Consider the following 13212-nt stretch of genomic DNA (forward strand, 5'->3'; position numbering starts at 1 on the left):
ATGGAGGATCCATGAATCCAAAAAATTAAGGCGCGATATATAATTTATTAATATAAGTCCTTTTCGCTTCAACCTCCTTTCTTCAGTTTAATGACCCGAATCCAATAATTCCCAGTTGTGTTATAATGCTAGTCAACAGAGATGGTTTATCGTTTCATGCATAAGCTTCATCATGACTTTTGCATTTCCACTAAACTGAAGCAAATTGAGTACTACGGCTTCCGAAGCCCATCAATAATTTCGAGGACTCGGCGTCACTTATGGTAATCAGTTCCGATATGGAAACGAAAATTAAAACGTATGCAACCCTCACTTGCCCAAAGCGTCAATCCACGTAATCGATACCGCTCCCGGTTTGGGTTGGGCCTACTGACGTCAAAAATCCTAAACCATTGGATGTTCTTAGTCTGGAACTGTATTTCCCCGGACAAATGCCTTAGTGTGATGTGTAATATGGCTTTGAACCCAACCTTCCCTGATGGTATGATGATATAGTAAGCTAATAAATTATTTGTTTACATAAATAATATTATGTTAACGATTTTACTCCGTTTTTTGAGGTGAGAGTCTCCATGAATATCATCAAAATAAAAGACCGCAACGAACTGGATAAAAAAGTGCCGATGATGCCGTGGTACGTAGAAAAATTTATTAACTATAAGCTGCCTGACCTTTCTCCTTCCTCATTGCTGGAATATATACGGGATTATGAGACGTTTTTTTCCTGGCTGATGGCCGAAGGTCTTACTTCAGCCGCGGCTCTCCGTGAGATTCCGATTGAGGATTTGGAGAAGCTGCATATGGACAGCATCGATAATTTCAAAATGTTTCTGGCCTCCCGCAAGGAGAATGCCAATGGAAAAACAACAATATCCCGCAAGCTTTCCTCCCTGCGATCGCTCTTTCATTACTTAAGCCAAATTGCGGAGGATGAGAATTTCTATCCATTGCTGAAGAGGAATGTCATGGCCAAAGTGGAAATCAAGCGAACGCACAAGCCGAAGGATTCCGCTGCTAAGCTTGAAGGCAAGCTGCTTCAGGAGTCGGAAATCTTGGAATTTATCAGATATGTTCAGCAAGGCTATGGACAAGATGTCGTCAACAACAAGCAGGCCCTCTATGCTTACGAGTTGAACAAAATCCGCGATACTTGCATCATAAGCTTGATTCTGAATTCCGGACTTCGCGTCTCCGAGGTTGTCAATTTGAATGTGGACGACATCGATTTGAAAAAAAAGCTGACCTATGTTTACCGCAAGGGCAAAAATGACGATACCTTCAAAACACCTGTGTATTTTCGTCAGGAAGCGATCGATGATCTCTCCAAGTATATGGAGCTGCGGCAGACGCAGTACAAAGCGCCCAAACGCGAAAAGGCCCTCTTTCTCGCCGTAGCGAACGGCAAAAAAGAAGGCGAACGAATGACCAAACGGGCCATTCAAGAAATGGTCGTCAAATATGCCAAACGATTCGGTAAACCGTATTTATCCGTGCATAAGCTGCGTCATTCCTTTGCGACGGATTATTATCTGCGTAATGATTTATACAAAACGCAAGAGCAGCTCGGACATGCATCCCCCGAAACGACGCAAATCTATGCCCATTTGACGGATAAAACGATGGCCGAGGCCATCGATAAAACATCGGACGGCGCATAAGCTGCATTTCAAAGCCACATGAGTTTATGCCCGATTAGTTTCCTTTGCTGACCCAGAAGGTGATACTGTCACCTTTGTTCACCTTCTGACCGGGTTCCATGTCCTGCCTAAATACAGTGTTGGCAGGACTGCTATCCGGCTCAATAAAGTATTTGTACCGAAGTCCCGAGGCCACAGCTTGCTTCTCCGCCTGCTCCCTGCTAAGACCGACTAAGGTAGGTACATCAACTGGACCGTCCGAAGTAGGCGGCTCTTCCACATCCTCTGTTGGTGTCTCCCGCTCTTCCGTTGTCTGAGGCTCAGGCACGGTAGAGGCCGGGGGCGTATTTAATACGATATCTCTCTGATTCGAAGAATCCTGGATCACTTGCTTTTGAGTCTCCGATCCGCCCAAACCAAAGAGAAAGATCAGGATCAGCCCGGAAAAGCTGGCCACACCTGCTCCGATCAGCAGCTTGACCCCTGTACGCCACAAAAAACCTCTTCTGGGCTGCTCTTCTTCGTTATCTTCCGCCAATTCGTCGGACGCCTCATTCTCCTCAGTGAAAGGCTCTTCAAGCGGCGTGTCTTTGGTCCAAGACTCCTGCGCTGCGTTTTGCAAGCCGAGAATAAAAGAGGATAATGTATTTTGACCGTTCCACGACCTTCTCCAGGTCATCATGAGCATTTCCCTATCACTTGCGGGGATTTCTTTGAATGCCATGCGAAGCGAATCCTCAGCGGCTTCTACAGAATCCGGCAGCGTCTCGGAACGGGTCAGCAGCTGAAAAAGCAACCCGGCCAAGCCCTGAACCCCCCGCTCCGCAGGCTCTCCTTTTTCCCAATAGTTCACGATTTTCAGCTGTCCGTCATCGCCGACCCATATATTGCTTGAAAGTACGCTAAAACCGGAAATCCCATGCTCCATCGCATCCTGTACACCTTTACCGAGTTCAAATATCATTGCGATGACCTCTTGTGCGGTATAGGTATGATGCTTAAGACATTGGATCAGCGGTTTGCCGGCAAACGTTTTAAGCGCCGCAAATATACGATGATTCTCTATGCCGACATCGAGAATATGAAGAAACCGGTTGTCGTTGAACATGGCAACCTGCTGAAGCAGCCGGAGATAAGCCTGTTTATGCGTTTCGCCTTGGCTATCAACAACAAATAAAATAAGCTCTCTATTTAAAAATAAGTCATTTCCGCTGTATAAAATACCGCTCCGCATCGGAACGATCGGCTCCAAAAGCTCGTAACGTTGATTGATGCGTGTCTCCATGAAAACCTCCTGCAAAAAGATAATGTTCATTCTATCCGTGAAATGAATTTCTATATAATGGTTCGGATAGAAAGCCGTTTTTATGAGGTAATTGGCATGATTCTCTCAATTAGTTAATTCCATATATAATTAATGATGTTTATATTCAATATATGTAATGAATATCATTACAAATTTTCGATGATATCACCTGCGATTAACGATGCTTGATGGGCTCGTCTTTGCGCTGCGCGATCTCCGGCAGCTCCATGCAAGTAAACGCCAAGGCATGAGGCCTGTGCAGCGGAATAGCCTTGCGCCAGCAAGCCGCTGATTAGCCCTGCAAGCACATCTCCCGCGCCGCCTGTGGCCATCCCGGCATTACCCGTGGTGTTCACATAGACAGCACCATCCGGAGTCGCTACGACTGTTCTTGCGCCTTTAAGCACGAGGGTGACTTGGAATTCAACCGCATACTTTCTCGCGCTAGAAATCCGGTCCTGCTGGATATCCTTGACGGATTGTCCGCATAATCTGGCCATCTCTCCAGGATGGGGCGTAAGCACAACGGACGCTTTTCTCTGGACCCAAGCATCAAAATCCGAGGCGGCCGCGAGCATATTTAACCCGTCCGCATCAATCACAAGGGGGCACGCCGTATCTTCCCAAATGCTGCGCACAAACCGGTCGTCCTGTGCAAACCGTCCCGTTCCCGGACCGAACAGTATTGCGTTCTTATCCTGTGCCAGAGCGATAAGCTCCTTGGGATCGATAGATCTCCAATCGCCATGCTTTTCATCGGTGATTCCACGCAGCATCGCTTCAGGGAGATGTCCGAGCATCGACTCCATAAGACTCATCGGAAGCGCCCACGAAACGAGTCCCGCACCGCTTCTCAGTGCGGCTTTGGCGGATAATAGCCCCGCCCCCGCCATCGCCCGGCTGCCTGCAGCAACAAGCACATGTCCGAACGTGCCTTTATGCGTATCGGACAGCCGCTTACGATAACTGGTCAAACCAAGCTTTTCCGAGAGAAGCGGCTCTTCAATCCTAAACGTATTGACGTTCATCCGATCCGCTGATCCCGGCGGAATACCGATCGAACGGACAATAACGATCCCCGCCTGCTGCGCGCCGGGAAACTGCTCTAATCCCCGTTTGCTAAACGCCAGAGCTACCGTCCGTTCTGCGCGAATGCACAGCGTATGAATATGTCCCGTATCTGCGTCCAATCCGCTGGGAATATCGATGGAAATCACCGGCAGCCCGGATTGATTCGCTTCCTCAATCAGCTTGGCATAAGCACCGCGGGGAGCTCCTCTGCTCCCTGTTCCAAGAAGGGCATCCACAATTCCATCGTACAATTCCCAGTTTATTCGTTCTTCCGATCTATATATACAATGGGAAAGTCCCCACTTATGTGCGATTTGACTTTGAAGCGCCGCTTCTCCCTTAAACCGGTCTGGAGATTCGGCATAAATAAGCTTCACCTGAAAACCTGCTTCTTGCAGATGCCGGCCTGCGACGATGCCGTCTCCACCGTTGTTGCCTTTACCGGTAAGAATAGCGATTCGCTTCGGCTGGCCTGCGAAAAAGGAAATGACCTCTTGCGACACAGCTCGACCTGCATTTTCCATAAGGACCATGGCGGGCATTCCAATGCTATCGATCGCGAAGCGATCGATCCGCCTCATTTCTTCAGCAGTAACGATATGCATTAGGAAAATGCCTCCTTTTGTTGAAGTTAATCAATGCCATTATAACATACCATTGCAGATGCCGCATTTGGCCTTTATTTAATTACATAATATATATTATGTAAATACAATGTTATCTCTGGCTTCCATCCCTTCCTGCAATCTGCTACCATGGAGCTTGTTATCACATAAGAAGTTAGGTGGGAAATGTCATGAGAACAGAAGATCAAGTAAAAAGAAAGCTGAATGAGTTTATTATACAGAGGCAATCCCTTCAAAGCCGTCTGAGTGCTTCACCCGAAGAGGCTAAGTCTGCGCTCCAATCGGAAATGAATCATCTTGAAGAGCAAATTATGCTGCTCGAATGGGTATTGAATAAGCCGATCGGAAGCTATCACGTTTAGATCGGTAATCCTTCTCCTACTTACGAACGGTTTGTATATAATGGCATTGTTGTCAAAAAACACACGATCCAGGAGGTACGAACGATGAAATATCGAAAATTGGGCAGGAGCGGATTGAAAGTAAGTGAAAGGGATCAGTCAAGTGGTCTTCTCCCCTCTCGCACAAGGGCTGCTCACCGGTAAATATCGCCGGGCCAAGCGTTTCCTGCTGACAGCCGGGCAGTAAGCAAAAGCTGGGAAGAAGGACGAATTCAAGAAAGTCAGCTGGTGAAGGTAGAGCAATTGGAGAGCATTGCCTCCGAGCTTGGTATCAAGGTTTCACAGCTGGCATTGGCCTGGAGCCACAGGAAGGACAATGTGGCGAGCGCCTTGGTCGGAGCCAGTCGTCCGGAGCAGGTTGTGGAGAACTGCGGCGCTTCCGGTGTCGTCCTTTCGCAGGATGTGCCTGACCGGATCGAAGCGATTTTGCAAGAGTAAGAACGGCATTATCTTTATACTGAAAACCAGCCCTGCTGAATCGGTCAGCTTACCGTCAGTAATGGCTGGTTTTTTATGAATACGGCATATTATTTTTTGATTATCATGGCGTACTTGGCCGGAGGCTCCTCGATAAGCTCCTCCGTCTGCTCTTTGACCGGAAGGCTTCGAGCGGATTCCGGATAAGCCTTCATACGTTCAGGTGCATATGGCTTGAGCAGGCTTTGCAGATAATCCGGCTCTCCGTTCATTCCAGGATCGAGCCATGCATCCATATGACGTTCATGTAAGACGACGGGCATCCGTTCGTCATATTCATAAACCAGCCTGTTCGATACCGTAGTGATGATTGTGCAGGTACGATGTTCTCGACCGCGGGCGTCCTTCCAAATTTCATATAATCCGGCAATACCGAACACACGTTTGTCCACTATCTCAACGCGTACCGGCTGCTTGGCTTTTCCCTTTTGTTTCCATACATAGAATCCGCTGCTAGGAATGACGCAGCGCTGCTTCGAAAACATTTTACGGTAGGCCGGCTTCTCGTGGAGCTCGGCACTGTCGGCATTAACCGCATCCTTGGCCCAGAACGGAATAAGGCCCCAGCGATGCTCCTCCAGCTTTCGTCCCTGCTGATCAGCGATAATCACCGAAATCGGCTGAGTCGGTATATTGTGGCTGCGGGGCTTATATGGAAACGTTACATCCGTAACTTTAAAATGATGGGATAACTCCGGGAGCTCCGTTGTCAGAGAAAAACGATTACACATGAAGAACACCTCTTATGTTTTTAGCTCCAGTATCTTCATGTATAAAAAAATTATTCAGCCGTTGTCTACGAAAACGACACCGGCTTGCTATTGCAATGATAATGACGGCGAGTTATCACCTGCCCGCCACACGTTTGATCAAGGTGTAGAGGATGCTACAAGGGGAAAAGATGTTTTTGTCGAAAGGTTCAGATAATTTGAAATTTTTTATCGACTTATGCGCTTGCCCGGGAAATGAATCCCCGTTTATTTCCCGCTCCTTCAGGAAGGGTCCTGGCAATAGTTCTCAATAGCCCCCAGGAGCAGCTTGTAATAAGCTTCCGAATGTGGAACAAAATCTTCCCTGCGAACGGTTCTCTCCACCGAATGCATCCGGCCGCGCTGGTGCGAGTCAGGCACCACGCCTTGAACAGTCGCCTGAAAGTTCGGATCCGCCGCCAACCGTCGTACGTCGCTAAGGGGTACACGGAACAGGCCTGTGACCTCCTCCTCCTGCAGGAGATAGTCCGTTAAAGGCTGTTGGCAAGGGTAAAAAAACACATGACAGAACTCACGGTCGATAAGCTTTTCAGAAATCCGGTCCTCTTCCGCGAAAATGCCGCACGAAATCAGCTTGTCAAACGGAACGTTTAATCCGAGCTCTTCTTCCAGCTCACGGACACCATCCTCCACCCGTTCGCCGGCAAGCAAATGTCCCGCGCACGAAATATCCAGTAAGCCAGGAAAGGTATCTTTATTCGGATGCCGTTCCTGAAACAAGAGCGCCGCCTCCCCTTTCGCATCGTGCCAAATCCAGCATTGAAAGGTTTGGTGCCACAGGCCTTTGGCGTGGACTTCCGCACGAGCAGCCCTCCCAATGGGATTCATCGATGAATCGAAAATATCCAGAAGCTCACTGGATTTGTCTGAATTCATAACGGATGCTTCCTTTCGGCTGATCAAGCGTCTGACAAAAGTTTGCCACAACGCTTCATCCTATAGTAAGATGTAAACGATTATAGCGTATTGATAGAAGGAGCTGCAATTTTCAATGAATGTCCATGAAGCCATTACAAGTCACACCCGAAAGCAGCATGCCCATCTTGAGCGGTTTATTGAGCTGGAGAATGAACGGGAACGCGCTATTGAACAAGCGGTTGCACAATGTGCCGCAGGTCTTCCCTTCAGTGTCGAGCCGATCAATGAAGTAACAGCCCGAATTAACAAGCATGCGCAAAAAGGGATTTCCCCTACCCGCGTTTTCGTAACGGAAGAGATGGTGCGCGAGTTTGTGAAACGCTAAGGTTAACTGCTTAAGACGCATAAATTGGTAAGAAATAACCCAACCCTATCGTTAAGTGCACGTACCTTGGTTAGATATCCGCATTTGGCGATAGGTTTGGGTTTAGGTCCGTTGGTTAGTGCATGTCATGGATCACCCTTGAAGTATAAAGCAAATGCTCAAGGAGCGCCCCCATATCTTCGATGTGGCTTTCATCAATTTTGCGCGCTAAGGCTAGCTTGATCCGATAGCTGCCGGGATGTTCAGTGCTATCGGACGCAGAAGAAGTCATAGACAACTCCTCGAGCCGCTCATGCCGAATCAACCAATCTTCTCCCCATGTGCCTGTTACAACCTCATGAATGGTCTGTCTGTTCTCCGATAGCTCAGCCGGCATGTCCAGCTGAAGCTCCAGCCTCGCTCCCGGACTTTCACCCGCTGCATGAAGCCCGCGAAGCTCTCCGGAAAAATCCGATAACCCGCTGTACAGCGTGACGGTTGAGCTGAAGCGCTCTCCGCCTTTTCCCAAAATGAATTTCATTCGAAATGTACGCCCCATCTTTGCCAGATCGACCAGATCTTCTCTATCGACGACCCTGAGCTTCCCTTCAGCATCCATATCGTACAAATGGCCTTCCATAACCACCTTCAAATTATCATATATGGTTGGATCAAACATATGAACACCTCGCTTGTTATCCGGCATGGGAATGAATAATTGATTTCATTCTGTTGAAACTAGAAGCGTCCCTATTCCTGTGTCCTGTCATGAAAGGAGTGATTTGAGCTGAAACGAACATTAGTCCTGTTCATAGCCGGATGCATCCTGTTGTTGTTACCTGCATTTCCGGCTGCAGCACAGCCGGATGTAAGCAAGCTGCGGTTAATCCATAAAAAGGTGGCTTCACATCAAGAGCTGATTCGTGACGCAGATGTCATCGTCTTCGGACGCGTCGGCATCCGTACGGCCTCCTACCCAACCGAAGTTCCCATAGGGCCGGGAAGGCTGGTTAATTATGTTCAGCCGCTGCATGTGCTGCAGATGCTGAAAGGCCCTCCTGCGCTATCCTCCATCCCTATTCTTACAGATGGCATTGAGCCCTTGCCTAAGCCTTCGGATCCATTGAACCTAACCTACACCGGTCCGTTAGCTGAAGGTGAATATGTAGTATTCCTCCGGAAAGCAGCGGGCACGAACATGTATTCTCTTTTAGGCCAATGGCAAGGTCTATACCCGGTACAGGACGGTAAGCTGATCGCTTTGCATGAAGACGGATTTCAACATTTTATGGGGTTAACTGTCCCGGATGTGATCAAAATGGTACAAGACACCGCGGCATATCGTACCGTTATAAATTAACGCTCCGGCAGGGAATAATGGCGTACATCAATCACGTCTCCCTGTTCAAAATCTCCTTGATCCAGAATGGACAAAATCCGCTCGGCGGCATCATCGGCCGAATATAAGCTTCCGGACGCTTTCAATCCGATAAACCGTTCCACCTCCGGAAATCGTTCGGGTTCGGTATCACGAATTTGCTCCTGCATCCCGGTATCGACAACGCCCGGCGCTATGGAAACCAGCTTTACCGCGCCTGGGCCATCCCCCTGCTCTTTCCCGGCACAGCGCGTCATCATATCGAGTCCCGCTTTGGCCGTACAATAAGCGCTCCAACCGGAATACGGCTTTTTCCCTGCACCGGACGAGATGTTAACCACCGTTTTGGATATGGTATCCGGCCATACGCTCGTTGAGCGGATGAAAGCTGAGGTCAGCAGCATCGGAGCCAGCAGATTGATATGCAGATGCGCCGTCAGCTCCGTAGATCCGGCCTGCTCCAACGGCATGATCGGCTTCAGAATGCCTGCATTGTTAACCAAGGTCACGTTTGAAAGCTGTGTGATATCGAACTCCCGGATTATCCGTTCCATAAGCGGCATAAGGCTATCCGTCTCACTGAGATCACAAGGATACCCGGTCAGAAAAGTCCCCTTTTCTTCCGCAATTACGGTCAGGGACTCATTCAACGTGCGGGATACGGATATGACCGAGTGACCGGAGGCTAACACACGTTTGGCGAGCGCTTCCCCAATTCCGGAGGTCGCACCGGTAATGATATACAATTGCATTGTGGCTTGATCTTTCCTTTCCATAGACATACAAACACAAAAACCCCCTTTTACGGGGAAAAAGGCAAATATTCGCTAGAGCTTCATCCAATCGTCTGCCGTAATTCCGTCTTCGACTGCGAATTCAAAGTCGTACACATCATAAACCTGTACCGGAATTTCGGCTTGAATGATCTTTTCCATCAGTTCGATTTGATCGGTCAGCACGGGGACCTTTTCACGCAGCGAGGTAAGTACAACCTCCGTTTCGATCGGATCCAAAGCTTCACCGTACTGCGCATTCTCGATGGAATGGATGACGAAAAAGGTCACCTGATCGTTTACCGGGATGGGTGGACTGCTTCGCCAAGGCGCCTGAAGCGCGCGTTCAAGCTTTTTCTTATTGAAAGGATCATCGAAAAAGGTAATCAGCTCGCCGATTTTTTCTTTCACGTGCACGTCGTCGTCTGCATCCGGCATCACCGGTTCCTTGCTGTCTTTCATTTCATAAAGCTCCAGTATACTTGAGTATGGGATTAAATATTCCACCGGTCGGCTCGGTACCATCAACTCCCCGTAAATGGCTACCATGACCGCTTCAATGACAAACCGTCGGGACATGCTGCACTCCCCCTATCCATATGCGTCCATACGTTCTTGTCCCCTATTTATGTGATATCATAAATAGTCGGAAAAGTCCAATGCGGCTGAACCCGCAAAGCTTTGCACTACACAATGGAAACGATGACATTTTTTTGCCCTGCCTGCTAGTGAGAATAAGCCAATTGGTGATATAATAGGAAATGTTTTTTTCTAGTAAGGATTGTCATCAGAGAAGGGAGCTGCACTTCAAATGGTAAAAACATTGTGGAAATCACCATACATACTTCTGATTATCGCGACTTGCTTTTGGGGGGGCAATTTTGTGGTAGGCAAAACGCTCGTAACCGAGGTTCCTCCTTTTTTGCTGGCGTTGATCCGCTGGAGTCTGGCATTGGTTGTCATCCTCCCGTTCTGGGGAGCAGAATGCTGGCGATACCGAAAGGAAATCATGCAAAAATGGCGGATGGTGCTGTTTCTATCACTCACCGGCATCGCAGGGTTTAATACATTAACCTATATTGCGGTACAATATACGGGCTCCATTAACGCATCGCTGATGAACGCGGCAACTCCTATGATGATCGTCGTCTTTTCTTTATTTATGCTAAAGGAGCGCATCAATTGGCGTGTGCTTCCAGCGATCCTGCTATCTTTGACCGGCGTTCTATGGATTATCTCGCGCGGCAGCTGGTCGGCCATCGCGGGCCTAAGCTTTAACCGGGGCGATTTGTGGATGCTTGCCGCAATCGCTTGTTGGGCTCTCTATTCCGTAGGGATGAAAAAGTTTGCGGGAGAGCTGCCTGTCCATGCCCTATTTGTTGCTACGCTGATCATGGCGTTGGTCGTTCTCATCCCAAGCACGATTGTCGAATGGACCATCCGCGGCTCTGAGATTGAGTGGACCGCCGGACTTGTCTCCGGGGTGCTGTTTATCGGAATTTTTCCATCCTTGTTATCTTTTACGGCCTGGAATGCGGCTATTGCCATGATTGGCCCGTCGCGCTGCTCCGGCTTTTTGAACTTGATTCCGCTGTTTAGCGCGATCTTTGCTACGTTATTTGCCGGTGAATCGATTCGTGCTTACCATCTGATCGGCGCAGTGTTGATTATTACCGGCGTCTATTTTATGAATAGGCGGTTAAAGCCTTCACCTAAACGAATGGAGCTAACATCCTCATGAATTCCAAACCCAGTATCCCCGTTCCTTTGCCGCTGCTGCTGGTCGTCGGCATCGTAGCGATTTCTTTTTCATCCATCTTCGTACGATGGTCCAATGCACCGGTATCCGTCATCGCCATGTACAGGCTCGTAATTACGACTCTGATCATGCTTCCGTTCATATGGGGCTATCGTGAAAAAGTCCGCAGCATCCGTCCGCGGGATTGGTTGGGGCTGGCTTTGTCGGGGCTTGCGCTTGGGCTGCACTTCTTATTATGGATGGGTTCATTAAAGCTGACTACGGTGGCCAGCTCCACAGCCATCCTGGCCTTAGAACCAGTTTTCGTTCTGATCGGTGCCTGCATCTTTTTGCGGCAGCAGACTAATGCATTCGCGGTAACCAGCATGCTGATCGCCATCGCTGGAGCTATATTGATCGGCTATGGAGATTGGGGACTAACCGGGCAGGCGCTGCTGGGAGACCTGCTGTCTCTGCTTGGGACCATCGCGGTCGCCATACACATGCTTTTAGGAAAAAGCCTGCTAAGCCGCGTTCCCGCTTTTCTCTACAGCTTCTTCGTGTTCTTCTTTGCCGCGGCAGTGCTTGCCATTTATAATATCGTACTTGGATATAGCTTTATCAGCTACGAAGCCAAGGAATGGGGCATCTTCGTACTGATGGCGGTTGTTCCTACCTTGTTCGGCCATTATCTGTTCAATTGGCTGCTCAAGTTTATGCGACCGGAATCCGTATCGATGAGCGTACTGGGCGAGCCGCTTGGGGCTACCATTCTGGCCTACTTGCTGTTAGGCGAATCCGTTACCTGGCTGCAGGCTGCCGCGGGGCTCCTGCTGCTGTTAGGAGTTTGGCTGTTCCTTCTGTCGAATGAAAAGCAGAAGTCCCCGGAGCTGTTGCAAAGAAGCTCTCCTCCAAAGGTATCTTAAAAAATAGGCTGCTGGAGACCTAAAGGGTCTTCAGCAGCCTATTTTCGTATAATCGGCATTACTCTTATTTGCTATTATATAATGGCTATATCACAGCTTTTCGTTAGTGCAGCTAGCTTTCGATGAGGGTCGGTCAGTTAATTAATCATTTGTTAGCAATAACACGTCTTGCTGTGACATAGGTCTTGTCCCAAGTGCTGCCTTTAAAATTTGAAATCGTAACACCAATGCCGACTCTGTAGGTGTGAAGCAATTTGCCGTTACCCATATAAATGCTTACGTGATTAATTTTCCCGTCCCGGTTCGTATCAGAGAAAACCAAATCTCCCGGCTGCAGCTGACTCTTCGGTACAAAGGTGCCGGCAGTAGCTTGCTGTCTCGATGAACGTGGAAGGTTAATCCCGTTTTTCTTGAATACATATTGAGTAAAAGAGGAACAATCAAATGCATTCGTATTTCCCGATTTGGCTCCAAAGCGGTAAGGAACTCCCAGAAATTGTTTTCCGGTAGCAATCACGCGATCGGCGGTAGCGGCGCTTGTTGCAGAAGCCGCATGTGCAGGCTGTGGTGCGATCACCATGCCTCCGGAAAAAGCGATAGCCAGGCTGAGAGTTACGCCCGCCAGCAGTTTACCAACTCGTTTCGTATTCGTCATCTTTGTTTCCTCCCTTGGAATGTGGTTTGTTAAATGCCTGATACCACCTTATCACATTTAAAAAATCCACCATTTACCAAGGAAGGTCCAAAGCCTTATGAGCTCTAATATCCATTGCTATTATTAAAAGTCCATGAGAATGTTCTCATAAAAAATCTCTTGACAATTGATCTTCAACCAGTACGTATTTTGGCTTAACTGGCTTTTCGGCACATACGTTCCGAACTTGGAC

Annotated in this window: 14 protein-coding genes and 1 pseudogene; 7 read left to right on the forward strand and 8 right to left on the reverse strand. The window is 48.5% G+C overall.

Annotated features, from left to right (window positions below; translation table 11 throughout):
• The first annotated feature begins 572 nt into the window (after positions 1–572).
• A complete protein-coding gene (gene xerS, locus ACZYR9_RS13030; RefSeq protein WP_488978931.1) occupies positions 573–1658 on the forward strand; it encodes a tyrosine recombinase XerS in 1086 nt (361 codons plus the stop codon).
• Between the two features lie 34 nt (positions 1659–1692).
• Here the strand turns inward: xerS and ACZYR9_RS13035 are convergent, their stop codons facing one another.
• Positions 1693–2922: a PASTA domain-containing protein gene (locus ACZYR9_RS13035; RefSeq protein ID WP_488978932.1), complete on the reverse strand. Its 1230-nt coding sequence runs from the start codon at positions 2920–2922 to the stop codon at positions 1693–1695.
• 167 nt (positions 2923–3089) lie between these two features.
• A complete protein-coding gene (locus ACZYR9_RS13040; protein WP_488978933.1) occupies positions 3090–4619 on the reverse strand; it encodes an NAD(P)H-hydrate dehydratase in 1530 nt (509 codons plus the stop codon).
• A 191-nt stretch (positions 4620–4810) separates the two neighbouring features.
• On the opposite strand from ACZYR9_RS13040, the gene ACZYR9_RS13045 reads away from it, so the two are divergent.
• Positions 4811–5002: a hypothetical protein gene (locus tag ACZYR9_RS13045; protein ID WP_488978934.1), complete on the forward strand. Its 192-nt coding sequence runs from the start codon at positions 4811–4813 to the stop codon at positions 5000–5002.
• Between the two features lie 130 nt (positions 5003–5132).
• Positions 5133–5479, forward strand: a pseudogene (locus ACZYR9_RS13050) (aldo/keto reductase); the annotation flags it as partial.
• A gap of 89 nt (positions 5480–5568) precedes the next feature.
• On the opposite strand, the gene ACZYR9_RS13055 reads toward ACZYR9_RS13050, so the two are convergent.
• Together ACZYR9_RS13055 and ACZYR9_RS13060 are read right to left on the reverse strand one after the other, a co-directional pair.
• The gene (locus ACZYR9_RS13055) at positions 5569–6249 is read right to left on the reverse strand and encodes an SOS response-associated peptidase (protein ID WP_488978935.1); all 681 of its coding nucleotides are present in this window, start codon (positions 6247–6249) and stop codon (positions 5569–5571) included.
• Positions 6250–6510: 261 nt separating this feature from the next.
• The gene (locus ACZYR9_RS13060; protein WP_488978936.1) at positions 6511–7164 is read right to left on the reverse strand and encodes an NUDIX hydrolase; all 654 of its coding nucleotides are present in this window, start codon (positions 7162–7164) and stop codon (positions 6511–6513) included.
• Between the two features lie 115 nt (positions 7165–7279).
• Between ACZYR9_RS13060 and ACZYR9_RS13065 the strand changes: the two genes are divergently transcribed.
• Complete coding sequence (locus ACZYR9_RS13065; RefSeq protein WP_488978937.1) at positions 7280–7531, forward strand: DUF2533 family protein; 252 nt, start codon at positions 7280–7282, stop codon at positions 7529–7531.
• Positions 7532–7646: 115 nt separating this feature from the next.
• On the opposite strand, the gene ACZYR9_RS13070 is transcribed toward ACZYR9_RS13065, so the two are convergent.
• Entirely contained in the window at positions 7647–8189 is a 543-nt protein-coding gene (locus ACZYR9_RS13070; protein WP_488978938.1) for a hypothetical protein, read from the reverse strand.
• Between the two features lie 150 nt (positions 8190–8339).
• Here ACZYR9_RS13070 and ACZYR9_RS13075 point away from each other — a divergent pair, with 150 nt between their 5' ends.
• Positions 8340–8870: a hypothetical protein gene (locus tag ACZYR9_RS13075; RefSeq protein ID WP_488978939.1), complete on the forward strand. Its 531-nt coding sequence runs from the start codon at positions 8340–8342 to the stop codon at positions 8868–8870.
• Here the strand turns inward: ACZYR9_RS13075 and ACZYR9_RS13080 are convergent.
• Together ACZYR9_RS13080 and ACZYR9_RS13085 are read right to left on the reverse strand one after the other, a co-directional pair.
• Entirely contained in the window at positions 8867–9670 is an 804-nt protein-coding gene (locus ACZYR9_RS13080) for a (S)-benzoin forming benzil reductase (RefSeq protein WP_488978940.1), read from the reverse strand. The two genes, ACZYR9_RS13075 and ACZYR9_RS13080, sit on opposite strands and share 4 nt — an antisense overlap.
• A 45-nt stretch (positions 9671–9715) precedes the next feature.
• Positions 9716–10240 (reverse strand): ADP-heptose synthase, encoded by a 525-nt coding sequence (locus ACZYR9_RS13085; protein ID WP_488978941.1) that lies wholly within the window; start codon positions 10238–10240, stop codon positions 9716–9718.
• Between the two features lie 232 nt (positions 10241–10472).
• Here ACZYR9_RS13085 and ACZYR9_RS13090 point away from each other — a divergent pair, with 232 nt between their 5' ends.
• Together ACZYR9_RS13090 and ACZYR9_RS13095 are read left to right on the forward strand one after the other, a co-directional pair.
• On the forward strand, positions 10473–11402 hold the full coding sequence (locus ACZYR9_RS13090; RefSeq protein ID WP_488978942.1) for a DMT family transporter: 930 nt from the start codon (positions 10473–10475) through the stop codon (positions 11400–11402).
• A complete protein-coding gene (locus ACZYR9_RS13095; protein WP_488978943.1) occupies positions 11399–12325 on the forward strand; it encodes a DMT family transporter in 927 nt (308 codons plus the stop codon). Before ACZYR9_RS13090 ends, ACZYR9_RS13095 begins: the two co-directional genes overlap by 4 nt.
• Before the next feature lie 145 nt (positions 12326–12470).
• Here the strand turns inward: ACZYR9_RS13095 and ACZYR9_RS13100 are convergent, their stop codons facing one another.
• Positions 12471–12980 (reverse strand): C40 family peptidase, encoded by a 510-nt coding sequence (locus tag ACZYR9_RS13100; protein ID WP_488978944.1) that lies wholly within the window; start codon positions 12978–12980, stop codon positions 12471–12473.
• Positions 12981–13212: the final 232 nt, after the last annotated feature.

The organism is Paenibacillus sp. F024, assembly GCF_057814255.1.

Coding starts and splice junctions, on each gene's coding strand:
- ACZYR9_RS13045 (WP_488978934.1), top strand. CDS start 4,811: ATGAGAACAGAAGATCAAGTAAAAAGAAAGCTGAATGAGTTTATTATA.
- ACZYR9_RS13070 (WP_488978938.1), bottom strand. CDS start 8,189: ATGTTTGATCCAACCATATATGATAATTTGAAGGTGGTTATGGAAGGC.
- ACZYR9_RS13055 (WP_488978935.1), bottom strand. CDS start 6,249: ATGTGTAATCGTTTTTCTCTGACAACGGAGCTCCCGGAGTTATCCCAT.
- ACZYR9_RS13100 (WP_488978944.1), bottom strand. CDS start 12,980: ATGACGAATACGAAACGAGTTGGTAAACTGCTGGCGGGCGTAACTCTC.
- ACZYR9_RS13040 (WP_488978933.1), bottom strand. CDS start 4,619: ATGCATATCGTTACTGCTGAAGAAATGAGGCGGATCGATCGCTTCGCG.
- ACZYR9_RS13085 (WP_488978941.1), bottom strand. CDS start 10,240: ATGTCCCGACGGTTTGTCATTGAAGCGGTCATGGTAGCCATTTACGGG.
- ACZYR9_RS13080 (WP_488978940.1), bottom strand. CDS start 9,670: ATGTCTATGGAAAGGAAAGATCAAGCCACAATGCAATTGTATATCATT.
- xerS (WP_488978931.1), top strand. CDS start 573: ATGAATATCATCAAAATAAAAGACCGCAACGAACTGGATAAAAAAGTG.
- ACZYR9_RS13060 (WP_488978936.1), bottom strand. CDS start 7,164: ATGAATTCAGACAAATCCAGTGAGCTTCTGGATATTTTCGATTCATCG.
- ACZYR9_RS13035 (WP_488978932.1), bottom strand. CDS start 2,922: ATGGAGACACGCATCAATCAACGTTACGAGCTTTTGGAGCCGATCGTT.
- ACZYR9_RS13065 (WP_488978937.1), top strand. CDS start 7,280: ATGAATGTCCATGAAGCCATTACAAGTCACACCCGAAAGCAGCATGCC.
- ACZYR9_RS13090 (WP_488978942.1), top strand. CDS start 10,473: ATGGTAAAAACATTGTGGAAATCACCATACATACTTCTGATTATCGCG.
- ACZYR9_RS13095 (WP_488978943.1), top strand. CDS start 11,399: ATGAATTCCAAACCCAGTATCCCCGTTCCTTTGCCGCTGCTGCTGGTC.